Origin of the sequence: Streptomyces sp. NPDC090127 (assembly GCF_044746945.1) — a bacterium.
GTDB lineage: Bacteria > Actinomycetota > Actinomycetes > Streptomycetales > Streptomycetaceae > Streptomyces.
In genome coordinates this window covers 154,868-180,161 of the sequence record NZ_JBIVDE010000005.1, presented here as the reverse complement: position 1 = coordinate 180,161, position 25,294 = coordinate 154,868, and the positions used below count along the sequence as shown (strand labels likewise).

The window sequence follows — 25,294 nt, the reverse complement described above, 5'->3', positions numbered from 1 at the left end:
GGGCACCGGACTACTGTGGCCACGTACGGGACACGAACACCCTCACCACCCTCGGGAGTCAGTCATGTCAGACCGCTTCGACGTCGTCGTACTCGGAGCAGGCCCCGGCGGCTACGTCGCCGCCATCCGCGCCGCCCAGCTGGGCAAGCGGGTCGCGGTCGTCGAAGAGAGGTACTGGGGCGGTGTCTGCCTGAACGTCGGCTGCATCCCCACCAAGGCGCTGCTGCGCAACGCCGAACTCGCCCACATCTTCAACCACGAGGCCAAGACCTTCGGCATCAAGGTCGACGGCACCGTCTCCTTCGACTACGGCGAGGCGTTCCGCCGCAGCCGCACGGTCGCGGACGGCCGGGTCAAGGGCGTCCACTTCCTCATGAAGAAGAACGGGATCACGGAGTTCGACGGCCGGGGCACCTTCGTCGACGCGAACACCCTGCAGGTGAACAAGGCCGACGGGTCGTCGCAGACGATCACGTTCGACAACTGCATCATCGCCACCGGCGCCACCCCCCGTCTGCTGCCGGGCACCGCCCGCAGCGAGCGCGTGGTGACGTACGAGGAGCAGATCCTCGCCGAGGACATCCCGCAGTCGATCATCATCGCGGGCGCCGGCGCGATCGGCATCGAGTTCGCGTACGTGCTCCACAACTACGGCGTGAAGGTCACCATCGTCGAGTTCCTCGACCGGATCGCGCCGCTGGAGGACGCGGACGTCTCCAAGGAGCTGGCCAAGCAGTACCGCAAGCTCGGCATCGACGTCCTCACCTCCACGCGCGTGGAGGCGATCGACGAGTCCGGACAGCAGGTCCGCGTCACGGTCACCGGCAAGGACGGCGCGCAGAAGGTCCTGGAGGCCGACAAGGTCCTGCAGGCCATCGGCTTCGCCCCGAACGTCTCCGGCTTCGGCCTGGAGAGCGCCGGTGTGGCGCTCACCGAGCGCGGCGCCATCGAGGTCGACGGCCGTTGCCGCACCAACGTGCCACACATCTACGCCATCGGTGACGTGACCGCGAAGCTGATGCTCGCGCACACCGCCGAGGCCATGGGTGTCGTCGCCGCCGAGACCATCGGGGACGCCGAGACCATGGAGCTCGACTACCCGATGATCCCGCGCGCCACCTACTGCCAGCCGCAGATCGCCAGCTTCGGCTGGACCGAGGCGCAGGCGCGGGAGAAGGGGTACGACGTCAAGGTCGCCAAGTTCCCGTTCACCGCCAACGGCAAGGCGCACGGCCTCGGCGACGCGACCGGCTTCGTGAAGATCATCGCCGACGCGCAGTACGGCGAGATCATCGGCGCGCACCTGATCGGCCCCGACGTCACCGAGCTGCTGCCCGAGCTGACGCTGGCGCAGCAGTGGGATCTGACGGTGCACGAGGTGGCGCGGAACGTCCACGCGCACCCGACCCTGGGCGAGGCCGTCAAGGAAGCCATCCACGGTCTTGCCGGACACATGATCAATTTCTGAGGTTTCTCCCAGCTCGGGGTGATAGGCACGGGAACGTGCCGAGCGAACCCCTCCTTGCCGCCGCGCCGGGTGGCGAACCGTCCCGACCGATCAGGTCGTGGGTGCGTTCGTCACCCGGTACGCATGTGTGGCTGCTCGTCATCGCGTTCACCAGCGTGGTCATCGCGCTGTCCTCCGACGGCCTCGACCACTACCTGCTCCACCGCAACAGCAGCAACCTCTACCAGCTCTCGCACCACCCGGTCCGCGCGCTGCTGGGCAGCGCGTTCTGGATCGAGGACCCGGCGGACTTCGCCCTGTACGCGGTGCTGTTCGAGCTCTTCCACGCGCAGGTCGAGCGGTGGCTCGGCACGCTGCGATGGCTCGTCACGGTCGCCACGGCGCACATCGCGGCGACGCTCATCAGCCAGAAGGTCGTCCTGGAGGCGATCCAGGACCACGACGTGTCGCGCAGCATGGCCCATGTCGTCGACATCGGGGTCAGCTACGGGCTCGCGGCCTCCGTCGGGATCCTGACGTACCGGATCCGGTGGCCGTGGCGGTGGCTCTATCTGGCGGGGACGGTGGCCTTCTTCGCCGTACCGCTGTGCACGAACCACACGTACACGGACCTGGGGCACGCGATCTCACTGGCCATCGGGCTGGCGTTCTGGCCGCTGACGCGGGGCGTCGGGCCGCCCGGTAAATCGGTGGCCGGGCAACCCCCGCCACGCGCACACTGGTTGCGCGGGAGACGCCCGCCGCGAGGCCGGGGAGGAGCGCGATGATGACCGACACCAGTTCGAGCCGGAGTTCGAGTCCGTCGAGCTCCCTGCAGGGCGGCGCCCCCTAGCGCCGCCGGGGCGGCCGCTTCGAGCGCGCGGGTTCTCCGCGCGGGTCGCCCACCCGGAGGATTGGCCGAGCGGTAAGGCACTGGCTTGCTGAGCCATGGTCGGGGTCACCCCCGCGCGCGTTCGATCCGCGCATCCTCCGCCGCACTGCGACTCCCGTACGGCAGCTCGCGGGCGACACTCCCGTGCGACAGTCGCGCACGCAGCTCCCGTAGGGCCTGACGTCACCGCGGCTCCCTTACGGCAGCTCCGTCACGGGAGCCTCCGTACGGCAACTCCCGTGACAGGTACGTCCTACGCCGCCAGCAGGCGTTCCAGCACCACGGCGATGCCGTCGGCCTCGTTCGAGGTCGTGACCTCGTCCGCGACCGCCTTCAGGTCGGCGTGCGCGTTCTCCATCGCCACGCCCCGCGCCGCCCAGCCGAACATGGGGATGTCGTTCGGCATGTCGCCGAAGGCGATGGTGTCGGCCGCCTTCACACCCAGCCGGCGCGCGGCGAGCGACAGGCCGGTGGCCTTGCTCAGGCCGAGCGGGAGGATCTCCACGATCCCCGGGCCGGCCATGACGACGTCGACCAGGCTGCCGATCGTCTGCCGGGCGGCACCCGCCAGCTCGTCGTCGGAGAGGGTGGGGTGCTGGATGTAGACCTTGTTCAGCGGCGCCGCCCACAGCTCCGCCGGATCCTCGAACGGGACGTACGGCAGCGGCCCCTCCTGCACCCGGTAGCCGGGGCTGATCAGCACCTCGCCGTCCAGGCCGTCGCGGCTCGCGGCGAGCGCCAGCGGACCCACCTCGGCCTCGATCTTCGACAGCGCGAGGCCTGCCAGCTGCCGGTCGAGCGTCACCGAGGTCAGCAGCCGGTGCTCGCCCGCGTGGTAGACCTGCGCGCCCTGACCGCACACCGCGAGCCCGTCGTAACCGAGGTCGTCGAGGATGTGCCGGGTCCAGGGGACGGACCGGCCGGTGACCACGATGTGCGCGGCCCCCGCCGTCACGACGGCGGCGAGGGCGTCACGCGTACGGTCCGAGACCGACTCGTCGGCGCGCAGCAGCGTGCCGTCGAGGTCCGTCGCGACGAGCTTGTACGGGAAGGGGCTCACTTGGCGATCGGCTCCAGGACCTCGCGGCCGCCCAGGTACGGCCGGAGTACCTCCGGCACCCGCACCGAGCCGTCCGCGAGCTGGTGGTTCTCCAGGATCGCCACGATCGTGCGCGGTACGGCGCACAGGGTGCCATTCAGCGTCGAGAGGGGCTGGACGACCTTCTTGCCGTTCCGCTCGTCGCGCATGCGGACGGAGAGACGGCGGGCCTGGAAGCCGTCGCAGTTCGACGCGGAGGTCAGCTCGCGGTACTTGCCCTGCGTCGGGATCCACGCCTCGCAGTCGAACTTGCGCGAGGCGGAGGAGCCGAGGTCGCCGGTGGCGACGTCGATGACCTGGAAGGGCAGTTCGAGGCTGGTCAGCCACTGCTTCTCCCAGTCCAGGAGCCGCTTGTGCTCGTTCTCGGCGTCCTCGGGAGCGACGTACGAGAACATCTCGACCTTGTCGAACTGGTGGACCCGGAAGATGCCCCGGGTGTCCTTGCCGTACGTGCCGGCCTCGCGGCGGAAGCACGGCGAGAAGCCGGCGTAGCGCAGCGGGAGCTTGTCGGCGTCGATGATCTCGTCCATGTGGTACGCGGCGAGGGGGACCTCGGACGTGCCGACGAGGTAGTAGTCGTCCTTCTCCAGGTGGTACACGTTCTCCGCGGCCTGGCCGAGGAAACCGGTGCCCTCCATGGCGCGCGGGCGGACCAGCGCCGGGGTCAGCATGGGGATGAAGCCGGCCTCGGTCGCCTGCGCGATCGCCGCGTTGACGAGGGCCAGCTCCAGCAGGGCGCCGACGCCCGTGAGGTAGTAGAAGCGCGAGCCGGAGACCTTCGCGCCGCGCTCGACGTCGATGGCGCCGAGCGCCTCGCCCAGCTCCAGGTGGTCCTTGGGCTCGAAGCCCTCGGCCGCGAAGTCGCGGATGGTGCCGTGCGTCTCCAGGACGACGAAGTCCTCCTCGCCGCCGACCGGCACGTCCGTGTGGACGAGGTTGCCGAGCCGGAGGAGGAGGGCGCGCGCGGTCTCGTCGGCCTCGTTCTGCTCGGCCTCGGCGGCCTTGACGTCGGTCTTGAGCTGCTCGGCGCGCTGCAGGAGCTCGGCGCGCTCCTCGGCGGAGGCCTTGGGGATCAGCTTGCCGAGCGCCTTCTGCTCGGAACGGAGCTCGTCGAAGCGGACGCCGGACGACCTGCGCCGCTCATCGGCGGAGAGCAGGGCGTCGACGAGTTCGACGTCCTCTCCACGGGCGCGCTGGGAGGCGCGAACACGGTCGGGGTCCTCACGGAGCAGGCGAAGGTCAATCACCCCACCAGGCTACCGGTGCGGGCTCGCGCCACCCCACCCGATATAGCCGTGCGTGTCGCTTTGCCCGAATTGCCGGTATCGGGAAATGCTCGCCCTATTCGTCAATAAACGGTGCAGGGGCCCCCGAAATGGGGCGGATCGGTGTGCGGTCCTTGACCGAACCGCCCCGTGGATCAAGGGACTTCCGTGGAGTTCACGAGACTTCTCCACAGAGGGGGCGAGCTTCGAAAAGTTTTCCACAGGCTGTGCGGAACTTCTGTGGATCGTGAACGAATTCCTGGGCGTAATCATGATCAAACCTGCGGCGCACACTCGTCCGAGTGGGAATTCCTCGCCCTAAAGAGTTGATCAATGGAGCGAGGCTGACGCGGGCTGATCTGCGCCCTGTGGGTGAACGGGTGTCCCGTGGAGCCGACTGAGGCGATTTGTCGACCTGGGTGGAGCGCCGTATCGACTTGTCCCCAGGGCGGATGGGGGGCCTGTGGATAACTCTGGGCGGGAGTCGAAAATATGCAGGTAGGACTAATAGTTCGTGCCTGTGGACGACGGCCCCCGGCGGAGGGGGCGGCGGGGCACGATCGGGTCAGGCCCGACCGTCCTGGGCCCTCGCCAGCCAATCGGAGGCCGCCATGAATTCCGCGTCGGACGTCCCGCGCCGCAGCGGGGCCACGTCCTTCACCACGACACCCGCCCGCGGGTACGACCCGAGGAACCGCACCTTCGGGCAGATCCGCTTCAACCCCATCAGCGCCTCACCCACGCGCCGGTCCGAGATATGGCCCTCGGCGTCCACGGCGAAGCAGTAGTTGCCGATGCCGGCCCCCGTCGGCCGCGACTGGATCAGCATCAGGTTCACCCCGCGCACCGCGAATTCCTGGAGCAGCTCAAGGAGGGCACCCGGATGGTCATCACCCAGCCACAGCACCACCGACGTCTTGTCCGCCCCGGTCGGCGCCGCGGGCCGGGCCGGCCGGCCCACCAGGACGAACCGGGTCTCGGCGTTCTCCGCGTCGTGGATCTCGGTGACCAGGGCCTCAAGACCGTAGGTCGTCGCCGCGAACTCGCCCGCGAAGGCCGCGTCGAACCGGCCCTCCTGGACCAGCCGCGCGCCGTCCGCGTTCGAGGCCGCCGACTCCCACAGCGCGTCGGGCAGGTGGGCCCGCAGCCAGTTACGCACCTGCGGCTGCGCCACCGGATGACCGGTGACCGTCTTGACCTCGCCGAGAGTCGTGCCCGGCCGGACGAGCAGCGCGAAGGCGATCGGCAGGAGCACCTCGCGGTAGATCATCAGCGGTTCGCCCGACGCCAGCTCGTCCAGGGTCGCGGTGACCCCGCCTTCCACCGAGTTCTCGATCGGTACGAGCGCGGCGGCCGCCTCCCCGTTGCGCACGGCATCCAGGGCGGCCGGGACGGAGACCATGGGGATGAGCTCCCGGGTCGCGGCCTCGGGCAGCGTACGCAGCGCGGCCTCCGTGAACGTGCCTTCGGGGCCGAGATACGTATACCGGGTGGCTGACATACGGTCACCCTAATAGGCGCCGGGCTCTCAGGACTCCAGAAGCCTCTGGCCCACGTATTCGCCCTCCGCCGCCCCACCCGGCACGGCGAACAGGCCGCTCGCCTCGTGCCGGACGAAGGGGGAGAGCGCGTCACCCCGGTCGAGCTTGCGCTGCACGGGCACGAAGCCCCTGAGCGGATCGGCCTGCCAGCAGATGAAGAGCAGCCCGGCGTCGGGCGTGCCGTCCGGACCGATGCCGTCGTGGAAGGAGAAGGGGCGGCGCAGCATGGCGGCCCCGCCGTTCTGTTCGGGGGCGGAGATCCGGGAGTGGGCGTTGTCCGGGATGACGAGCGTGCCGTCGGAGCCCGTCCTGTTCAGGTCGAGCTCGGTGGTCTCGGTCCCGCCGGTCAGGGGCGCGCCGTCGGACTTGCGCCGACCGATGACCTTCTCCTGCTGGTCGAGCGGGAGCTGCTCCCAGTCGTCGAGCAGCATGCGGATCCGGCGCACCACGGCGTACGAGCCTCCGGCCATCCAGTCCTGCGCCCCCGAGGCCCCCTGGGGGACGAAGATGCGCCGCTCGAAGTCGGGCTCGGACGGCTTGGGGTTGCCGGTGCCGTCGACCTGGCCCATCAGGTTGCGGGCGGTCATCGGCTTGGCGGTGGCGCCCGCCGAGCGGTTGAAGCCGTTCATCTGCCAGCGGACCTTGGCGGCCGCGCCGGCGTCCTTCTGCAGGGCGCGCAGGGCATGGAAGGCGACGAGGGCGTCGTCGGAGCCGATCTGGACCCAGAGATCGCCCTCCGACCGCTTCGGGTCGAGGGCGTCGGCGGAGAAGGCGGGCAGGGGGTCGAGCTGCGAGGGGCGGCGGGCGGTGAGTCCCGTACGGCCGAAGAAGGAGTAGCCGAAACCGAAGGTGACCGTGAGAGAGGAGGGGCCCGCGTCGAGGGCGACGCCGGTGTCGTCGGCCGAGGGCTTGCCCGCCATCAGGGCCTCGGCCGTCGTCGACCAGCGGCGCAGCAGGGCGGCGGCTTCCTTGCGGCCCGCGCTCGGCGCGAGGTCGAAGGCGATGAGATGGCCGCGCGACTGAAGCGGGTGGGTGATCCCCGCCTGATGTTTCCCGTGAAACATCGCCTCCGTCGCGCCGACCGTCGTCAGCGCGGCCGCACCGGTGGCCGAGGAGCCGGAGCCGGAGCCGGTGGCGGCCGCGTACGCCCCGGCGCCGCCGGCGGCACCGAGGGCGAGACCGGCCGCGCCGGCCGCGCCGACCGTGCCGAGGAGCCGCCGCCGGGAGATCTCAAGGTTGTCGTCGTTGCTCACGAAGGTCAGCCGATCTTCACGTTCTTGTCGATAGTCGTCTGGTCGATGTCGGAGGTACGCACCGTGACTTGGATCTGCCACTCGCCGGCCATCGGGATCTGCACCCCGCTGGCGCTCCAGTGACCGGCCTGGATGCGGTCGGGGACGACCGGCAGCGGGCCGATGTCCTTCGCCTTCAGAGTGAAGGCGACCTTGAGCTCCGGAACGTCCAGCGGACGGGCGTCCGGGCCGTCGACGAACACGTGCAACGCGTTGGCGCCGGTCCGGCCCGGGTCGAGGCTGAGACGTACCGTCCCCTTGCCGTTGACGCCCCCGGTGTCGAAGGGCAGGCGGATGTCCACCGGCCGCTCGGGCACGGCGGTGGATCCGGCGGCGGACTGCGACCGTCCGGCCTCTTCCTCCGTACGGCCGGGCTCGGTCGAGGTCAGGACGGTCGTCACGGCGAGCAGGACCACCGCGACGACGGCTTCGGTCATGACGGAGCGGCGCAGTCCGGTCCGCTCCGGGTCGGCGTCGCGGGTCCGCTTCGTGCGCGCGATGGCGACGGCGGCCCGCTGCCGGGCGAGCTGGGCGGCCCGGACGGGATCGACGTCGGGGGCGCTGGAGTCGGAGGGTTCGTCGGAGTCGGAGTCGGAGTCGGAGGCGGGGAGGGGGCCGGTGGCGGAGGGGGCGTCGGAGGCGGAGGGGGCGTCGGCTTGGTCTTCGTCCGGTTCCTCCGTCGTACCCGTCGCACCTGCCGTGGCCGTCTCCGCCGTCTCCGCGGTCTCCGTCGGCTCGGCCGTCTCCGTCGGGGCGCCGATCCGCTGGGTCCAGCGGCGGGATATCCAGGCGATGCCGAGCAGGACGGCCACGAGGCCGATCTTGACCAGCAGGAGCCGGCCGTAGGCCGTGCCCGTGAGGGCGGACCAGCTGCCGACCTGGCGCCAGGACTGGTAGAGCCCGGTCGCCGCGAGGACGACCACGGAGCCGAAGGCGATCTTCGAGAACCGTTCGACCGCGGACCGCTCGATGCCGGGTGCCCGGTACAGCGCGACGAGCAGGGTCGTGAGGCCGCCCAGCCACGCGGCCACCGCCAGCAGGTGCAGCAGGTCGACGGGCATGGCGATCCCCGGCTGGATGCCGGTGGAGGCGTGCTCGGCGAGGGCCCAGGTGCCCGCGATGCCGGCGGCGACCACGGTGCCGCCGATCGCGAGCCCGAAGGTGAGGTCCTTCTTCTCCTTCGGGTCCGTCCGCTTGGTGTACGCGCCGAAGAGCACGGCCACGAAGAGGGCGGCCGCACCGAGCAGCATCAGTCGGGAGATGAGCGCCGCGCCGGTCTTCGTCTCCAGGACGGACTTCAGCCCGCCCAGGTCGAAGGCGTCGGCGAGTTCACCGGAGCCGGTGTACGGGTTGCGCAGCAGCAGCATCACCAGGGTGGCCGCGGTGAGCGTGAGCCAGCCCCGGACGACGAGCCGCTGGACGGGCCGGGCGCTCGCGCCGCGCGGCCAGCAGGCGAGCACGAACGCGCTGCCGCCGACGAGGACGGCGAAGGCGGCGTACGAGAGGTAGCGGGCGATGCCGTAGAGCGTGCCGACGAGCCCGCCGCCGACGGACTGGTCGGGGAGGGCGACGGAGGTCTCGGAGGGGGCGCCGACGGAGAAGGTGAAAGCGCCGGCGACGGGGTGGCTGTCGGCGGAGACGGCCTGCCAGGCCACGGTGTAGGTGCCCTCGGGCAGCCCGGAGCGGAGGCCGACCCCGTACCGGATGATGTTGGCGCTGCACAGGTCGCGGATCTCGCCGGTGTCGACCCGGTTCCCGGCGGGGTCGAGGACTCGGATCGAGTCGCCGCTCATGGCGACCTGCTCGGAGAAGGTGAGGTTGACGTCCTTGGGGGCGGTGGCGACCACCGCCCCGTCCTGGGGGTCGCTGCTGGTCAGCGCGGCGTGCGCGGACGCGGGGGCGGCGCCGGCGAGCAGCACGCCGAGGAGCGCGGCCGCGACGAGCAGCAGCCGGGCCAGGGCGGTTCCGAGGCGCGGGGCGGTGGTGGTGGGCATGTGTGTGTCAGTCCCTCAAGTAGCTCAGTGCTGCTTCGGGTTGTGGGTGGCGGCCTCGACGGGAAGGTCGACCTTGATGGGGTCGGCCTTCTCGAAGTGCAGCTCGATGCTGACCTTGTCGCCCTGCTTCGGCTTGGTCTTCAACCCCATGAACATGATGTGGTTGCCGCCACGTTCGAGGTCGAGTTCACCGTTCGCGGGGATGTCGAAGGACGTCACCTGCTGCATCTTCTGGTTCTTCGTCTCGTGGATCTGGACGTCGTCCGAGATCGGGCTCGTGACGGAGGTGAGCTTGTCCGCGGTGCCGCCGGCGTTCTTGATCGTCAGGAAGCCGCCGGCCATGTCCATCACCGGCTGCGGCATGAACGCGCCGCTGACCGTCAGTTCGGGCTTCCCGTCGGCCCCGGAAGCCCCGCCGGAGGAGCTGTCGGACGAGCATCCGGACAGCGCCAGGGCGGCCGTCAGGGCGACGGTGGCGGAAAGGACGGTGGTGCGGCGGTTCACGGGTTCTCCCCCTTGATGAGCTTCGGCAGATCCTTGGCGTAGTCCTCGACGGTCGTGTCCTCGCCGTACAGGACGTAGCCCTGGTCGGTCGTGGGCGAGAAGGCGATCACCTGTGCCCCGTGCATGGAGACGACCTTGCCGTTCTCCTTCTTCGGCGGGTCGATGCCGATGCCCATCTGGCGGGCGCCGGCCTGGATCGCGGAGAAGTCGCCGGTGAGGCCGGTGAAGGACGGGTCTCCGGCCGCGGGCAGCCACTTGGCCAGCTCGGCCGGGGTGTCCCGCTCGGGGTCGGTGGTGACGAAGACGACCTGGAGCTTGTCCTGGTCGGCCTTGGGGAGCTCCTTCTTCGCGACGGCGATGTTGCTCATCGTCATCGGGCAGACGTCGGGGCAGTGGGTGTAGCCGAAGTAGATCAGCGTCGGCTTGCCCTTGGTCTGCGCGCGGAGGTCGAACTTCTGGCCCTTGGTGTCCGTGAGGACGAGGTCGGGCTTGGTGAACGGGCGGTCGAGGACGGTCGCCGCCTTGGTGGTGTCGTTCTCGGCGGAGACCTCGGCGACGGCTCCGTTCCCGGGGCCACCCGCCGTGTCGTCACCGCCGCCGACGCCGACCGCGAGCGTCACCGCGAGGGCGGCGGCGATCGCGACGGCGGCGGCGATCAGAGGTGCGCGGCGGCTGGGCCGGGTCCGCTCGTCGGTGGCCTGGTCGGCCGTTTTCTGCACTGGCATGGACGTGCTCTCTCGTGCTCTCTCGTACTCTCTCGGGCTCGCGGGTCAGGCCGAACGGCGACGGCCGGCGAGCAGACCGAAGGCGACGCCGGCGACGCCGACGAGGATGCCGACGACACCGAGCACGCGCGCGGTGGTGTCGCTGCTGTCGGAGGCGGAGGCGGCGGACTCGGTGTGACCCTTCTCGTCCTCGGCCTTGTGGCCGTGGCCGGCCTTCTCGTCCGCCTTCTCGTCGGCCTTGGCGTCGGTCGTCGCGCCGCCGCCGTGGTGGTCGTCGGAGGCCGCGGAGAGCTTCAGGACCGGAGCGGGGTGCTCGGGCTCGGCGGCGCCTTCCTTGGCCTCCTCGATCCACCGGACGACCTCGTCGTTGTCGTAGGTCTGGATCGCCTTGAGGACGAGCTGGTCGGCGTCCTCAGGCAGCTGGCCGAGGGAGAGCGGGAACTGCTGGAACTGGCCGGGGCCGATCTTCGAACCGTCCGCGGTCCAGGTGACCTTGGAGACGGCCTCGTTGATCGTCTTGCCGTGCAGCTCCAGCGGCTTGGCGAGCTTGGACTTGGTGACCTCGGCCTTCCACCCGGGGACGGGCTGCGGCATCACGGAGGCGAGCGGGTGGTCGGTCGGGAAGTTGACCTCGACCTTGATGGTGGAGGCGTTGTCGCGCTCGTTGGGGACCTTGACGTTGACGGTCGCGTAGCCGCCCTTCGCGGCCTCGCCCTGCGGCTGCACCCCGACGTGCGCGAAGGCGGTGCCGGAGAGCAGCACGACGGAGGAGAGGGCGAGGGAGCCGGTGACGGCGATACGGGAGACGTTCATGGCAGAAGACACTCCAGCTCGGGAGAGAGGGTTCGGGGTCCGGCGCGCCGACTTCCGGAAGCTCGCGCTCCGGGTATGGACGCCGTTCGTACGCGTACGGCGGACGGTGAGATCCGGGTACGCGAGGCGGCCGTTCGGAACGGCGTGATCCGGGTGCGGACACCGCACGGACCGACGGACCGTGAGATCCGGGGGTACGTACGGGTACCGGTGGTGCGGATTCCGGTGGTACGGGATGCCGGTGGTGCGGGTTGCCGGTCGTACGGAGGTGCCGGTGGATCGGGTTCCGTCGGCGCCCCGAAACGGAATGAGCGCCGTTGGTACCGAGGTGCCGTTGGTAGCGAGGTGCCAGGGGCGAGGTGCCGTTGGTACCGGGCTGCCGTTGGTACCGAGGTGCCGGTGGTACGGGACGGGCGGGGTCCGGTTCCGGGCGCGGCGTACGACGGCGGCCGTGGTGTCGCGCGGTGGCTCGTCGTTCCGGCGAGCGGTGCGCGTCAGGCCGCGAGGCCGAGGTCGGCGACCGGCGGCCCGCGCCGGATCACCGTGTGCTGGAGTGCCTCCGCGCGGGTCGGCGGTGAGGCGGGGTGCCCGGCACGGGCGGGTCGGCGCGGCGCGGCCGCGGGGAGCCCGGGAAGGCCGGCGAGCAGGGCCCGTACGAGCGTCAGCGCGGCGCGCAGGGAACGCACGAGGGCGGCTTCGGCGAGCCCGGTCGCCCCCTGGGTGGAGAGCCGTGCGAGCCGGCCGAGGGCCAGGTCGCCGTGGCGCAGCAGCCAGCCGGTGGCGAGCGCGGCCAGCAGGTGGCCGAGCGCCATCGGCAGGTCCGGCAGGAGGCCGCCGCCCTGCGCGGCCCCGGTCGCCAGGTGGGCGGCGTGGCCGGGGTGCGCGTGGGTGGCGGCCGCGGTCGGGTCGAGGCCGGCGTCGGTGACGATCCGGGCGGCGTCGGCGGCGCTCAGGGAGGCCGCGCCGGCGCCGCAGACGATCTTGGCGGCCATCCGGATCAGCGCGTCGTCGGCGACCGGACCGAGGGAGCCGGCCGTGATCGGACGTTGCCCGAGCCCGAAGAGGACGTGCAGTCCGAGCTGCCCGCCGGCCAGGGCCGCGACGATGACGGGCAGCGAGCGCTCCCGTCCGGCGAAGAGCACGGTGACGCCGAAGAGGCCCAGGAAACCGGCGACGAGGGTCCACAGGGGGATCCCCGCGCAGGCGGCGATCGCGTGCCCGAGCCCGGACAGCACGACGCAGACCGCGGTGAACACCGCGGCCCTCAGCAGGCGTGGCGCGAGCGCGGGGGCAGACATGGCGGGCCCATCATCGCACCAGGCCCCGGCCCTCCATGCGGCAGGTCCGTAAGATCACTTTTCGGCCTCTTCGGGCGCGACATACACCGGCGCACGATGTGCGCACATCCGCCGAACGAGGGCCGTTCTGCCTCCGGGGGGCTTACGGAGCTCCCGTCGTGGCAATAGGTAACGGTATGTCGCGCCGCAGCATGTCGAGCCGCAGCCAGGAGGCTGAAGCATGAGCATCTGGTGGTCCCTCCATCTGAGGCGCGAGGCCGCGAGCGTTCCACTCGCCCGGCGGTTGCTGCTCGGCACGATGGAGACGGCCGGGGTCGACCCCGACGTCTCCTACGACCTGTCGGTGGCCTTGACCGAGGCGTGCGCCAACGCCGTGGAGCACGGCGGGGACGCGGGCGCGGGCCCGGCTTCGGAGGCGTACCGGGTCACGGCCTATCTGGACGGCGAGACCTGTCGTATCGAGGTGGCGGACGCGGGACCCGGCTTCGGCAAGGGTCCGGGTCTCCCCGGAGGGGTGCGCCCCGCTCCCGCCGCCGCTCCGGACGCGGAGTGCGGGCGCGGGCTGCGGCTGATCGAGGAGCTGGCGGACCACGTCCACTTCGGCCGGACGGGCCGGGGCGGAGCCCTCGTCAGCTTCGACAAGATCGTGAAGTGGCGTGCGGACGCGCCGCTGGCGCTGACCTGAAGCGCGTACGGACAGGGCAGGGAAAGGCAAGGAAGGCCGGGCAGGGCAGCGCCTGGGAAGGGCAAGGAAGGCCGGGCAGGGCAGCGCCGGGCCGGGCCGGGCCGGTAAGGGAAGGGAAGGGCCCTCTCCGACCAACCGTGGTCGGAGAGGGCCCTTCCCTCTGTGCCTACGTCCCTTGACGGTCCCAGGTCAGCCCTTCAGGCCGGCCATCCACGCCTCGACCTCGTCGGAGCGGCGCGGCAGCGCGGCGGAGAGGTTCCGGTTGCCGTCGTCCGTGACGAGGATGTCGTCCTCGATCCGGATGCCGATGCCCCGGTACTCCTCCGGCACGCTCAGGTCGTCGGCCTGGAAGTAGAGCCCCGGCTCGACGGTCAGGCACATGCCCGGCTCAAGGGTGGTGTCGACGTACGTCTCGGTGCGCGCGGCGGCGCAGTCGTGGACGTCCATGCCGAGCATGTGGCCGGTGCCGTGCAGGGTCCAGCGGCGCTGGAGGCCGAGGTCCAGGACCCGGTCGACGGGCCCCTCGACCAGGCCCCACTCGACGAGCTTCTCGGCGAGCACGCGCTGCGCGGCGTCGTGGAAGTCGCGGTAGGCGGCGCCCGGCTTCACCGCGGCGATGCCCGCCTCCTGCGCCTCGTACACGGCGTCGTAGATCTTGCGCTGGAGCTCGGTGTAGCGGCCGTTGATCGGCAGCGTGCGGGTCACGTCGGCGGTGTAGAGCTCGTTGGTCTCGACACCGGCGTCGAGGAGGAGCAGGTCGCCGGAGCGGACCGGGCCGTTGTTGCGCACCCAGTGGAGGGTGGTGGCGTGCGGGCCGGCGGCGCAGATGGAGCCGTAGCCGACGTCGTTGCCCTCGACGCGGGCGCGCAGGAAGAACGTGCCTTCGATGTAGCGCTCGCTGGTCGCCTCGGCCTTGTCGAGGACCTTCACGACGTCCTCGAAGCCGCGGGCGGTCGAGTCGCAGGCCTTCTGGAGCTCGGCGATCTCGAACTCGTCCTTGACGAGACGGGCCTCGGAGAGGAAGACGCGCAGCTCTTCGTCGCGCTCGGCGGTGACCTTGTCGGCCAGCGCGGCCTCGATGCCGGCGTCGTGGCCGCGCACCGCGCGAACCGGGCCGGTGGCCTCCTTGAGCGCGTCGGCCAGCTCGCGGACGTCCTCGGCCGGGACGCCGAGGAGCTGCTCGGCCTCGGTCAGGGAGTGGCGGCGGCCGACCCAGAGCTCGCCCTGGCCGTCGAGCCAGAACTCGCCGTTCTCACGGTTGGAGCGCGGCAGCAGGTAGATCGTCGCGCGGTGGCCGGTCTTCGTCGGCTCCAGGACGAGGACGCCGTCCTCGGTCTGGTCGCCGGTGAGGTAGGCGTACTCGGTCGAGGCGCGGAAGCTGTACTCGGTGTCGTTCGAGCGCGTCTTCAGGTTGCCCGCGGGGATCACCAGGCGCTCGCCCGGGAAGCGCGCGGACAGCGCGGCGCGGCGGGCGGCGGTGTGCGCGGCCTGGGCGATCGGCCGCAGGTCGTGCAGCTCGGTGTCGGCCCAGCCGGACTTCATGTTCTCGGCAAGCTCGTCGGACACGCCCTGGTAAAGGCCGTTCTTGCGCTGCTTGATCGGCTCTTCGGTCTCGTCCGGGGTTTCCGGAGTGAGCTCGTCTGCCACGGGGGGTCTCCTTTGGTACGACACTGAACCCACTCCATCGTACGGTCGTACGGAAGGGCGCCCAGGGCCGGAAGACCTGTCACCGCAGCGTCACGAGGCGCTCACAGCCATCGGTGACGAGCTGCTCACAGCGACGGGGCATACGCCGCTCACAGCGACGGGGAGCGACCGGGAACGCGGTTCGCCCACAGCGACGGGGCATGCGCCGCTCAGGGCCAACGAGCAGGTGCGGCTCTACTCGAAGAGGGCGGCGAGCAGGACCACGTCCTCCCCGTCGGTGGTACCGAGGTCGAGACCCTCGGGCAGGACGGTGCGCAGGACGTGGTCGGCGATGGCTCCGGGGTCGCCTCGGTCCGCCTTCGGGACGCTCGCGGCGGCGGCGTGCAGCCGGGCGAACGCGCGGTCCATCGGGTCGCCCGTCCTGCGGAGCAGTCCGTCGGTGTAGAGCAGCAGCGTTTCTCCGGGCGCGGGGGCGATCTCGACGCTCGGCGCCTCCCAGCAGGCCAGCATGCCGAGCGGCGCCGACAGCGAGGTCTCGACGAACTCGGTGCGGTGCTCGCCGATGATCAGCGGCGGCGTGTGACCGGCCCCGGCCAGGACGAGCTTGCGCTGCGCGGGCTCGCAGTACGCGAAGAGGGCGGTGGCCGAGCGGGCGGGTTCGGTGAGGCGGAGCAGGAGTTCGAGGTCGGAGAGGACGGCGACCGGATCCTCGCCTTCCATGACCGCGTACGCCCGCAGGGAGGCGCGCAGCCGCCCCATCGCGGCGAGCGCGCTCGGCCCGGTCCCGGAGACGGAGCCGACGGCGAGGCCCAGGGCGCCCTCGGGCAGCGGCAGCGCGTCGTACCAGTCGCCGCCGCCCTGGGGGCCGGTGCGGTGGCGGGCGGCGAGCTGGACGCCGGGGACCCGGGGCAGGCGGCTGGGCAGCAACTCCTCGGCGACCGTGCTGACCTGGACGCGGGCCCGCTCCAGCTCCAGGAGGCGGGCGAGGTGCTCGGTGGCGTACCGGCCGTAGAGACCGACGAGATCGCGCTGGCGCTCGACGGGTGCGGCGGGTTCGTCGTAGAGCCAGACGACGGCGCCGAGTTTGCCGGCGGCCTCGGTGGCCAGGGGAAGGGCGTAGCTGGCGGCGTAGCCGAGCCGGGCGGCGACCTCGCGCTGCCGCGGGTCGAGATCGGGCTCGCCGAACAGGTCGGGGACGGCGATGGGGTCGGGGATGCGAGGGGCGACGGAGGAGGGCACGGAGCGGCTGGAGGCGCCGGCGGTGCCGACCGGCCCGGGTCCGGCGGCGGGAGCGGGCCCGGGCCCGTGTCCGGATCTGGGTCCGGCGGCGGGAGCGGGGGCGGACGAGGAGGGGGTGCGCGTCGGCGGCTCGGCCGGTTCGGGGAGGCCGTCGAGGATGCGGCCGTACGAGGTGGCGCTGCGCGGCACCGTCTCGATGGTGCCGAGGTCGGCGTGGGCGAGACCAAGGCCGACGGTGGAGGCGGGGCCGCGGCCGTCGGCCGGTTCGAAGACGGCCATGCCGCGGCGGGCGCCGACGAGGGCGGCTCCGGCGCGCAGGACCTCGCGCAGGGCTTCGTCCAGCGAAGCGGTCCTGACCAGGCGTTCGGTGAATTCGTGAAGGGTGGTGAGGTCGGAGACCCAGCCGGCCAGCCGGTCCTGGATCAGCATGCCGGGGATGCTCGGAAGGGCCGCCGCGGAGTGGTTCACGGGCGGAACGGACGCGGTAGTGTGCGCGGGCGAGGGAACCGTGGAATCGATTCCGGCCACTTTCGGCAGGTGTGGGGCGCTCATGTCAGCCGGCTTTCCGGCTGGTGCGTTTCGCTCAATAGCATCGCAAACCCCCATGTCAATCTGCGCCGCTAGCAATGCATCCACATGTACACGCACAAGAGGAGCGATGTCCAGCATTGTCCCCACGGGACTTGTGGTGTCCGTGGGGTTTGGCAGAGGGGTTGAACTGCAGGCCAAGTTGGCCGAAAATTGCCCCCTCGGAGCGCCATTTGCGGTCGACTGGCGTCGTTTGAAAGCGCGTTGATTTGAACGTGATGGGTACGTAATCGGTGATGGCCAGGGGTAGTTGGAACGGCCCCGGAACCTGGCAGGGTGCCTGGGCGTCCTCACCGTCGCAGGCCGCGCCCCTCTAGTGGACGACGAGCCTCAGCTCGGCCCCTCCCGCCCCACCGCACGGGGCGGTGACCCGCCGACCTTGTACGCGCTGCTACGCACGGTGAAGTGATCCGCACATGGTGTGATGTGGATTCGGCGTTCAACGGAAAGGAACGAGCGCACATGCGCGAGATCCTCGGAAGGCGACGCAGGTTCCGGCTTCGGCGCAAGGAAAGGACCGTCCAGCTCGACGCGGCGCTCGTCTGCGCCACCGAGTGGGGCTGGCCCGTCCTGCCCGGCGTCGGGCTGAAGGCGACGACCCGCACGTCCAGAGGGGCCGGCTGTGCCTGCCCCGACCCGGGGTGTGTCGTCCCCGGCGCACACCCCTTCGACCCCGGCCTGCTGGCCGCCACCACCGACGAGCGCATGATCCGCTGGTGGTGGGCCCGGCGCCCGGAAGCCCCGGTCCTCCTGGCCACGGGGGGCGCCGCCCCCTGCGCGGTGAGCCTGCCGGCCGTCGCGGGAGCGCGCGCCCTGGCCGCCCTCGACACGATGGGCATGCGCCTCGGCCCGGTGGTGGCGACGCCCACGCGCTGGTCGCTGCTGGTCGCCCCGTACGGCCTCGAACAGCTCGGTGAACTCCTCTACGCGAAGGACAGCGTGCCCAGTTCGCTGCGGTTCCACGGCGAGGGCGGCTACCTGCTGCTGCCGCCGTCGGTCGCCGGGACGGGCCAGGTGCGCTGGGAACGCGCCCCGCTGGCAGGCTCGGCCAGCCCCTGGCTGCCGGACGTGGAGGCGGTCGTGGACGCCCTGGTCGAGGCGAGCACGGGCGCGCCGGGCGGCGGCAGCAGACTGGCGTATTGAGCGGCCGACGAGGACGGCGGGCCGCCCGCCCGCGGGGGCCGGGGGCAGCTCTGCGTGGCGGGGCGGCGCGCTCTTCGTGGACGGGCGGTGCGCTCTTCGTAGATGGGCGGTGCGCTCTTCGTGGCGGGGCGGGCGCGCTCTGCGTGGCGGGGCGGCGCGCTCTTTCCAGCCGGGCGGCGCGCTCTTCGTGGCCGGGCGGCGCGCTCTACGTAGACGGGCGGTGCGCTCTTCGTGGCGGGGCGGCGCGCTCTTTCCGGCCGGGCGGCGCGCTCTTCGTGGCCGGGCGGCGCGCTCTTCCTCGCCGGGCGGTACGCCCTTGCGGGCCTGAGCGATGCGCCCCTCGTGGGCTGACTTCCTCACCCATACGGGTGTGAGGCTGCCCGACTTGTACGGGAAACGGGCGCGCGGCGCGCCACGGGTCGCCGGTGCGCCGATATCTTCGGCGGACCGTTCACGAGGCGTAACCAGTCGTCGCAGCCAGTCGGACAGGTGGGTCCCATGAATCTCCGCATGATCGGGCTCGGGGCCGCCGTGGTGTGCGCCACGCTCCTGCCGATCGTCGCCCTCGCGAGCCAGGCGTCCGGGCCGGGCCCCGGGACGGACAGCTCCGACTCAGCCTCCGGCCCCCGCTCCGGCCCAGACGCCGCACAGGCTGCCGACTCGGGCGGCCCCCGCCGTGGTCACGGCGAAGGCGAAGGCGACCGCGACGCCAAGCCCCGAGCGGACGGAGGACTGCTGCCCGGTCTCGGCCTCGGCGGATCGGAGCGCGCTGCGAAGCCCGCGCCCCCGACCGCGCCCCCGAGCTCCCCCGAGGGCTCCCCCGGGACGTCCTCCGTACCCGGGCCCGCCTCGGGCGTTCCCGCCCGCAGCTCGTACTGCGGTCCGGAGCTGACCTCCCCCGACGGGATCGAGGCACAGACCTGCGTGCTCACGGAGGGGCCGGACACCTGGGCGCGTACGTACTACCGCAACGCAGGCGGCCAGCGGCTCGACGCCGTGCTCACCTTGATGGGCCCCGCGGGGCGAACCGTACAAGTGCGTTGTGCGGTTGTCGCGCGGGATGAACCGGGGGCGTGCGAAACGCCCAGGGAGCGCGCGCGGGGTGCTGTCTCGGCATATTCGGCTGTCGCGGAATTCGCCGGTGCGGGAGAGGGATCCAGTACGCCGCTGCTGCTGCGGGCCGGGAGCAACACGGCCGGTGCAGGCGGAAGTTGAGCTTCCGGGCGAGTTCCGTCCGGGTATGAGAAGGCCCGGTCGCTGGCGACGGGGGATGCACCAGCGACCGGGCTTCTAGAACGGTAACAAGAGATCTGCGGTTCGCAAATTCGATCTCGGTTATTCGGACAGGGATTTACCTGACCGCACGGGGAGTTGTGGCGGATGTCACCGACTGGTCGGTCTGTCAGTCCACACCGTCACCCCGGGCCTCACGGGTGTCAGCTGAGCGTGACCTGACGGTTGGTGAGGCCGCCGCGCGCCCGACGCTCCTCGGGGGTGAGCGGGGCGTCGGTGGCCAGCGCCGTGGCGAGCCGCTCGGCGAACTCGGCGGCGGGCTTCTCGCAGTCCTCGGCGCTCATCGTCGTCGGCAGGTCCCAGACCGGGACCATCAGGCCGTGGGCCCGGAAGGAGCCGACCAGGCGGGTGTTCTCGCCGAGGGAGGACGTACCGGCGGCGTGCAGGCGGGCCAGCGCGTCGAGGAGCTTCTCCTCGGGGTGCGGCATGACCCAGCGCAGGTGGTTCTTGTCCGGGGTCTCGCACCAGTACGACGAGTCCACACCGGTCAGCTTGACGGTGGGGATCGCGGCGGCGTTCGCGCGCTCCAGGGAGGCGGTGACCTCGGGGTTGGAGTTGTCGGCGGACTCCGGAATCCAGAATTCGAAGCCCGTGTGCACGACCGGCGCGAAATCGCCCTTCGGGTCGAGCAGATCCTGCAGGCGCGGGCCTTCGGCCGGTACGCGACGCGGGGTGACCGGGGAGCCCGGCTCCGTCTCCAGGGCGCGCTGGAGGGTGTCGGCGAGGTCGCGGGCGAGGTCGCCGGAGGACGAGTCGTTCTGGAGGGCCAGGAGGACGGAGCCGTCGTCGCGGCGGAGCGCGGGCCATGCCATGGGCAGCACGGTCGCGAGTGTCACGGAGGGGACGCCCTCGGGGAGCCCGTCCTTCAGCGTGAGCGGGACGGTGGCGGCGGGCACCAGCTCGCGCAGCGCGACCCAGTCGCACTCACCGGGCAGTCCCTCGAAGGGACGCTGGACCAGCTCGGTCACGGCGTGCGCGGCGGCCCGGCCGTGGCACGCCTTGTAACGGCGGCCCGACCCGCAGGGGCACGGCTCGCGCGCACCGACGACCGGGATCTCCCCGTTCGTGACCTGTGCCTTGGAGGCCTTCGTCTGGGGGCGCTTCTTGGCCATGGTGTGGCTTCTCCCGATAGCGGCAGTGCTGTGGTGCAGGGCCGCACGTGGTGCACGACTCTGTGTCGGGCGAGCCTAGCCGCACGGGAGCGCCGAGGGACTCAGGCGGGGACGTTCACCGGGCCGGGGCAGTGCGGGGGTGGGGGTGCCCGCCGTGCCGACCCATCGTGCCTGCCGTGCCGGCCCATCGTGCCTGCCGTGCCGGCCCATCGTGCCTGCCGTGCCGGCCCATCGTGCCCGCCTTGCCGACCCATCGTGCCCGCCGTGCCGGCCCGTCACGCCTGCCGTGCCGCTTCACGCGCGCCCGGACTTAGCCGCCGACCATCCCGCCTGAGGTTCGCCGACCATCCCGCCTGAGGTTCGCTGCCCGTCCTCCGCGCCGCCCGTCCTCGGGGCTGCCCGTCCTCCGCGCCGCCCGTCCTCGGGGCTGCCCGTCCTCCGCGCCGCCCTCCGCGCTGCTCACCGCGGCCCCGGCGGGCTCGCTACGCGCGTCACTCCAGATCGTCGTACGCGTCCAGGAAGTCGAAGCCCGAGCCGCCGCCGACGCGGGCGGCGAAGTCCTCGCGGCGATGGCCCTCGGTGACGACCACCCAGACCGTCACCTCGCCGGACGCGCTGTCCCGTACGCCCCAGTCCTGGGCCAGGGCGCTGATGATGTTCAGCCCGCGGCCACCGCGCGCGGTGACCGAGGGCGTCGACGGAATCGGCCGTGTCGGGCCACCGCCGTCCGTCACCTCGACCGTCAGACCACCCGACGGATCGACGCTCCAGGCCGCACGGACGTCCCCGTCGCCGACCTCCGCCCGCCCCAGCGGCCTGCCGTGTCGACAGGCGTTGCTGAGCAGCTCGGAAAGGATCAGTACCGCGTCGTCGACGACCGATTCGGACATTCCGCTACGGAGCAACTGCTCCCGCATACGGTGTCGCGCTTCACCCACGCCCGCAGGGCCATGGGGTACGGCCATGCTCGACGACGTGGGCACCTCCTGTGCCACCACAAACGCCACCCCCGAGACCTCCTTTGCCCCACGCCACGGTGTGAATGCCCCAATGGCCTGGACCGGAAACCGCCCCCTGAGCGTGCGGTGACGCACTCGTGACGATCGAGTACGGACCGAACGCGCCGGTGCACTCCCTGTTAACCCAGTGACGGGTGGGGCGGAGGGGACGGGAAGGGGCCATGGGGGAGTCGTGGGGAGACCACGTACGGGTCAGGGAGGAGTCAGGGAGGAGTCAGCGAGTAGTCAGAGAGGAGTCAGAGAGGAGTGCGGGAGCGGGTCAAAGGCGGCCCAACTGGGACAACACCTGCTGGGGCCGGTTGGTGATGATGGCGTCGACGCCGAGCCGGACGCAGAGTTCGACGTCCTCCGGGTCGTCCACCGTCCATACGTGCACCCGGTGTCCGGCCTTCTGGAGCCGCAGGATCACGGCCGGGTGGTGGCGGACGATCCGGATCGACGGACCGGCGATCCGCGCGCCCGCCGGGAGCCTGCCGTCGCGCAGACGCGGGGTGACGAACTGGGAGAGCGAGACGGTGGGGAGCGTCGGCGCGGCGGCCGCGATCCGGTGCAGGGACCGCGCGGAGAAGCTCATGACCCGTACGGGAGAGTCCTCAGGGGTCGCCGGCTCCGCGAGGCCGAACCGCTTGAGCAGGTGGAGCAGCCGCTCCTCGACCTGGCCCGCCCAGCGCGTGGGGTGCTTGGTCTCGATGGCCAGCTCGACGCGGCGTCCGGAATCGGAGACCAGCTCCAGGAGGCGTTCCAGGGTCAGTACGGAGGTGAGTCCCTGGTCCTTCCAGTCCGGGCTCTCGCCCGCCTCATCGCGCCCCTTCCAGGTGCCGAAGTCCAGGGCGGCGAGGTCGGTGAGTTCCAGGGCGGAGACGGCGCCGCGTCCGTTGGAGGTGCGGTTGACGCGCCGGTCGTGGACGCAGACGAGGTGGCCGTCGGCGGTGAGCCGGACATCGCACTCCAGGGCGTCGGCGCCGTACTCGATGGCCTTCACATAGGCGGCGAGCGTGTGCTCGGGGGCTTCCTCGGAGGCTCCGCGGTGGGCGACCACCTGGACGGGGGTGGGGTTCGGGTGCGGCCGGGGGTGCTGCCGTGCGTGGGTCACCGCGTCATGGTGCCATTGGCGGGGCGGACGTACCGGATCGCGTCCGTTCTGTCCGTAAATAAAGAATGGGGTGCGGATGCACAGCTCCGCCTTACAGTGGCCTGACGTCCTGTGGGAAAAGCTGTCCGCAGCACCCTAGTGAGGGAATCCACCCGCGCAGTGAACGAGGAGAGAGCCGTGAGCACCGAGAACGAGGGCACCGAGGTTCCGGCGGACCCGAGTGCCCCGTCCGCACCTCCCGCCCCTCCCACACCTCCCACGCCCCCTGCTCCTGCCGTACCGCCTGCTGCGCCTGAACCCGCAGCCGCGGGTACGGCTGAGGGCGCGGGGACAGGCGCGGCACCGGGTGATGCCGGTGGCTGGCCGCCGCCGCCTCCGGCCGTGCCGGCCTGGGGCGTGCCCGTGCCGCCCGCGCCGGAGGCGCCGAAGAAGCGGACCGGCGGTCTCGTGGCGGCGGTCCTCGTGGCGGCCCTCGTGGCCGGCGGTGTGGGCGGCGGTATCGGCTACTGGGCGGCCGAGCGCGGTGACGGCGGGGTCAGTTCCACGACGGTCGCCGCGGGCGAGGCCCCGGCGTCCTTCAAGCGCGACCCGGGCACGGTCGCCGCGGTGGCGAACAAGGCGCTGCCGAGCGTCGTGACCATCCAGGCGAAGTCCGGGGGCGGTGGCGGCGAGACCGAGGGCGAGGGCGGCACGGGGACCGGCTTCGTCTACGACAGGGAAGGCCACATCGTCACCAACAACCACGTGGTGGCGTCGGCGGCGGAGGGCGGCACGCTCTCGGCGACCTTCTCGAACGGCAAGACGTACGACGCGGAGGTCGTGGGCCGGGCGGAGGGCTACGACGTGGCCGTCCTGAAGCTGAAGAAGGCACCGGACGGACTGGCTCCGCTGCCGCTCGGCAACTCCGACAAGGTGGCCGTCGGCGACTCGACGATCGCGATCGGGGCGCCTTTCGGCCTGTCGAACACGGTCACGACGGGCATCATCAGCGCCAAGAACCGCCCGGTGGCCTCGGGTGACGGCTCCGGCGGCAGCAACTCGTACATGAGCGCCCTGCAGACGGACGCCTCGATCAACCCGGGCAACTCCGGTGGTCCGCTGCTCGACGCGAGTGGCGCGGTGATCGGCATCAACTCGGCGATCCAGTCGACCGGCAGCGGCTTCGGTCAGTCCCAGGCGGGCTCGATCGGCCTCGGCTTCGCCATCCCGGTCAACCAGGCCAAGAACGTGGCCGAGCAGCTGATCAAGACGGGCAAGCCGGTCTACCCGGTGATCGGCGCGACGGTGAACATGACCGAGAAGGGCGGCGGCGCCACGATCGCCGCCGAGGGCGCGGGCGGCACCCCGGCGATCACGCCGAACGGCCCGGCGGCGAAGGCGGGCCTGAAGCCGGGCGACGTGATCACCTCCCTCGGTGACCGCCAGATCGACAGCGGTCCGACGCTGATTAGCGAGATCTGGACCCACACGTCGGGCGACACGATCAAGCTCACGTACGAACGCGACGGCAAGCCGGCGACGACGACGGTCACCCTCGGCGAACGCACGGGCGACAACTGACCGGCTAGGCTGTCCCCCGCGCCTTTCCGAACGGGATCCGGCGCGGGGTGGGTTGCCCGAGCGGCCTAAGGGAACGGTCTTGAAAACCGTCGTGGCGCGAGTCACCGTGGGTTCAAATCCCACACCCACCGCTTGCAGGTCAGAGAAGTAGCAGGTCAGGCGAGTAGCAGGTCAGAGGGCGGGTCCCGGATTCCGGGGCCCGCCTTCTGCGTTCCCTCTGTCCCCCGGTTTCGTGAGGTACGTGCTGCGAAGGTGCGGTCGGCGCGCGAGACTGAAGCTGGTGGGTGGGTGTGGGGGCGGGTGGGGCCGGTGGGTGGCGAGGTGTGACGTACTCACGATCAAGGAGACGGTCATGACGGAGCAGCGCAACAGCACGGGCACCATCCCGGAGGAGTTCGGCGGGCTGATCGCCGAGTTCCGCGGGCTGCTCGAGAAGTACCCCCGAGCGGTCCAGCACTTCTCGCTCGCGTACCACCCGGCGGGTCGTGCAGAGGAGCTGGATACGACGCTGACGGTGGGGTCCACGCAACCAGTCTTCGAGTGCTCCGAGATCGAACCCGGGTTCGTCGTGTGCGAGCGCGTCGACGAGCAGTGACCGTACGGGGCGAGCCCGCTTCGTCCACCCGCCTCGCGAGCCGTGGCGGCGGGGGTGGCGTTGGCGGCGGCGGTGGTACGGGGGGCCAGCCCGTGTCGATCGACAGGAGCCGACCATGTCCCATCTGAACGACGGTCTCGACGACGAGCAGGTGCGCGCCCTCAGAGAAGCGGCGCAGCTGATCAAGCAAGCGCGCGACAAAGCTGCCGAGCTGCTCGCCCGCTCCGGCATCGACCCACGTGTCGTGGCCGTCGGCTCCTTGGATTTCTGCACCGTGGTGGAGTCCAAGGGTCCTCCGGCCCGAACCTGCGGATGCCCGGGATTCCGTGGCGACCCCGACTTCTGTTTCAGCCAGTACCAGGACTTCACCGGTCCCGACATCGGCGCCGGCGCGATCATCCGCATCTGCGGGCACCCGCGGTCGGCCCACGAAGCGTTCTGACGCGCCGC

At 71.5% G+C, this 25,294-nt stretch carries 21 protein-coding genes and 2 tRNA genes; 9 read left to right on the top strand and 14 right to left on the bottom strand.

The features are described from left to right. Positions 1-64: 64 nt before the first annotated feature. From lpdA to ACIPPS_RS19690, 3 genes are all read left to right on the top strand, one after another. Positions 65-1,468, top strand: coding sequence for a dihydrolipoyl dehydrogenase (gene lpdA, locus ACIPPS_RS19700; protein ID WP_401433518.1), 1,404 nt, complete (start codon positions 65-67; stop codon positions 1,466-1,468). A gap of 101 nt (positions 1,469-1,569) precedes the next feature. After that, on the top strand, positions 1,570-2,235 hold the full coding sequence (locus tag ACIPPS_RS19695) for a rhomboid-like protein (RefSeq protein ID WP_401433515.1): 666 nt from the start codon (positions 1,570-1,572) through the stop codon (positions 2,233-2,235). A gap of 120 nt (positions 2,236-2,355) precedes the next feature. Further along, positions 2,356-2,440: transfer RNA gene (locus ACIPPS_RS19690), tRNA-Ser, on the top strand. Between the two features lie 152 nt (positions 2,441-2,592). Here the strand turns inward: ACIPPS_RS19690 and ACIPPS_RS19685 are convergent. The 9 genes from ACIPPS_RS19685 to ACIPPS_RS19645 form a co-directional block, all read right to left on the bottom strand. Next, positions 2,593-3,399, bottom strand: coding sequence for an HAD family hydrolase (locus tag ACIPPS_RS19685; protein WP_401433513.1), 807 nt, complete (start codon positions 3,397-3,399; stop codon positions 2,593-2,595). Continuing rightward, positions 3,396-4,685, bottom strand: coding sequence for a serine--tRNA ligase (serS, locus tag ACIPPS_RS19680; RefSeq protein WP_401433510.1), 1,290 nt, complete (start codon positions 4,683-4,685; stop codon positions 3,396-3,398). The genes ACIPPS_RS19685 and serS overlap by 4 nt, the downstream gene beginning before the upstream one ends. A gap of 583 nt (positions 4,686-5,268) precedes the next feature. Continuing rightward, positions 5,269-6,204 (bottom strand): prephenate dehydratase, encoded by a 936-nt coding sequence (gene pheA / locus ACIPPS_RS19675; protein WP_401433508.1) that lies wholly within the window; start codon positions 6,202-6,204, stop codon positions 5,269-5,271. A 27-nt stretch (positions 6,205-6,231) separates the two neighbouring features. After that, positions 6,232-7,497 carry an iron uptake transporter deferrochelatase/peroxidase subunit gene (efeB, locus tag ACIPPS_RS19670; RefSeq protein ID WP_401433506.1) on the bottom strand — a complete coding sequence of 422 codons (1,266 nt, stop codon included), beginning with the start codon at positions 7,495-7,497 and terminating at the stop codon, positions 6,232-6,234. A gap of 5 nt (positions 7,498-7,502) precedes the next feature. Beyond that, on the bottom strand, positions 7,503-9,530 hold the full coding sequence (locus ACIPPS_RS19665) for a copper resistance CopC/CopD family protein (RefSeq protein ID WP_401433504.1): 2,028 nt from the start codon (positions 9,528-9,530) through the stop codon (positions 7,503-7,505). 24 nt (positions 9,531-9,554) lie between these two features. Further along, the gene (locus tag ACIPPS_RS19660; protein ID WP_401433502.1) at positions 9,555-10,034 is read right to left on the bottom strand and encodes a copper chaperone PCu(A)C; all 480 of its coding nucleotides are present in this window, start codon (positions 10,032-10,034) and stop codon (positions 9,555-9,557) included. Beyond that, positions 10,031-10,759 (bottom strand): SCO family protein, encoded by a 729-nt coding sequence (locus ACIPPS_RS19655; RefSeq protein WP_401433499.1) that lies wholly within the window; start codon positions 10,757-10,759, stop codon positions 10,031-10,033. The genes ACIPPS_RS19660 and ACIPPS_RS19655 overlap by 4 nt, the downstream gene beginning before the upstream one ends. Before the next feature lie 45 nt (positions 10,760-10,804). Further along, positions 10,805-11,572 (bottom strand): YcnI family protein, encoded by a 768-nt coding sequence (locus ACIPPS_RS19650; RefSeq protein ID WP_401433496.1) that lies wholly within the window; start codon positions 11,570-11,572, stop codon positions 10,805-10,807. Positions 11,573-12,066: 494 nt separating this feature from the next. Next, positions 12,067-12,870 carry a hypothetical protein gene (locus ACIPPS_RS19645; RefSeq protein WP_401433493.1) on the bottom strand — a complete coding sequence of 268 codons (804 nt, stop codon included), beginning with the start codon at positions 12,868-12,870 and terminating at the stop codon, positions 12,067-12,069. Between the two features lie 220 nt (positions 12,871-13,090). On the opposite strand from ACIPPS_RS19645, the gene ACIPPS_RS19640 reads away from it, so the two are divergent. After that, positions 13,091-13,555 carry an ATP-binding protein gene (locus ACIPPS_RS19640; protein WP_401433491.1) on the top strand — a complete coding sequence of 155 codons (465 nt, stop codon included), beginning with the start codon at positions 13,091-13,093 and terminating at the stop codon, positions 13,553-13,555. Between the two features lie 189 nt (positions 13,556-13,744). Here ACIPPS_RS19640 and ACIPPS_RS19635 read toward each other — a convergent pair whose 3' ends face one another. Together ACIPPS_RS19635 and ACIPPS_RS19630 are read right to left on the bottom strand one after the other, a co-directional pair. Further along, positions 13,745-15,202, bottom strand: a complete 1,458-nt coding sequence (locus ACIPPS_RS19635; protein WP_401433489.1) for an aminopeptidase P family protein — start codon at positions 15,200-15,202, stop codon at positions 13,745-13,747. 234 nt (positions 15,203-15,436) lie between these two features. Continuing rightward, the gene (locus ACIPPS_RS19630; protein WP_401433486.1) at positions 15,437-17,110 is read right to left on the bottom strand and encodes a PP2C family protein-serine/threonine phosphatase; all 1,674 of its coding nucleotides are present in this window, start codon (positions 17,108-17,110) and stop codon (positions 15,437-15,439) included. 381 nt (positions 17,111-17,491) lie between these two features. Here ACIPPS_RS19630 and ACIPPS_RS19625 point away from each other — a divergent pair, with 381 nt between their 5' ends. Next, a complete protein-coding gene (locus tag ACIPPS_RS19625; RefSeq protein ID WP_401433483.1) occupies positions 17,492-18,172 on the top strand; it encodes a bifunctional DNA primase/polymerase in 681 nt (226 codons plus the stop codon). Positions 18,173-19,608: 1,436 nt separating this feature from the next. On the opposite strand, the gene ACIPPS_RS19620 is transcribed toward ACIPPS_RS19625, so the two are convergent. The 3 genes from ACIPPS_RS19620 to ACIPPS_RS19610 all read right to left on the bottom strand — a co-directional run bounded on the left by ACIPPS_RS19620 (position 19,609) and on the right by ACIPPS_RS19610 (position 22,689). Beyond that, positions 19,609-20,577 carry a DUF5926 family protein gene (locus tag ACIPPS_RS19620; protein WP_401433480.1) on the bottom strand — a complete coding sequence of 323 codons (969 nt, stop codon included), beginning with the start codon at positions 20,575-20,577 and terminating at the stop codon, positions 19,609-19,611. A 491-nt stretch (positions 20,578-21,068) separates the two neighbouring features. After that, a complete protein-coding gene (locus ACIPPS_RS19615; protein ID WP_401433477.1) occupies positions 21,069-21,671 on the bottom strand; it encodes an ATP-binding protein in 603 nt (200 codons plus the stop codon). Positions 21,672-21,855: 184 nt separating this feature from the next. Next, the gene (locus tag ACIPPS_RS19610) at positions 21,856-22,689 is read right to left on the bottom strand and encodes a glycerophosphodiester phosphodiesterase (RefSeq protein ID WP_401433474.1); all 834 of its coding nucleotides are present in this window, start codon (positions 22,687-22,689) and stop codon (positions 21,856-21,858) included. A gap of 177 nt (positions 22,690-22,866) precedes the next feature. Here ACIPPS_RS19610 and ACIPPS_RS19605 point away from each other — a divergent pair, with 177 nt between their 5' ends. From ACIPPS_RS19605 to ACIPPS_RS19590, 4 genes are all read left to right on the top strand, one after another. Continuing rightward, a complete protein-coding gene (locus tag ACIPPS_RS19605) occupies positions 22,867-24,249 on the top strand; it encodes a S1C family serine protease (RefSeq protein WP_401433471.1) in 1,383 nt (460 codons plus the stop codon). 46 nt (positions 24,250-24,295) lie between these two features. After that, positions 24,296-24,380 (top strand) — tRNA-Ser (locus ACIPPS_RS19600). Between the two features lie 221 nt (positions 24,381-24,601). Continuing rightward, on the top strand, positions 24,602-24,844 hold the full coding sequence (locus ACIPPS_RS19595; RefSeq protein ID WP_401433468.1) for a hypothetical protein: 243 nt from the start codon (positions 24,602-24,604) through the stop codon (positions 24,842-24,844). A 115-nt stretch (positions 24,845-24,959) separates the two neighbouring features. Continuing rightward, positions 24,960-25,286: a DUF6422 family protein gene (locus ACIPPS_RS19590; protein WP_401433466.1), complete on the top strand. Its 327-nt coding sequence runs from the start codon at positions 24,960-24,962 to the stop codon at positions 25,284-25,286. The last annotated feature ends 8 nt before the right edge of the window (positions 25,287-25,294 follow it).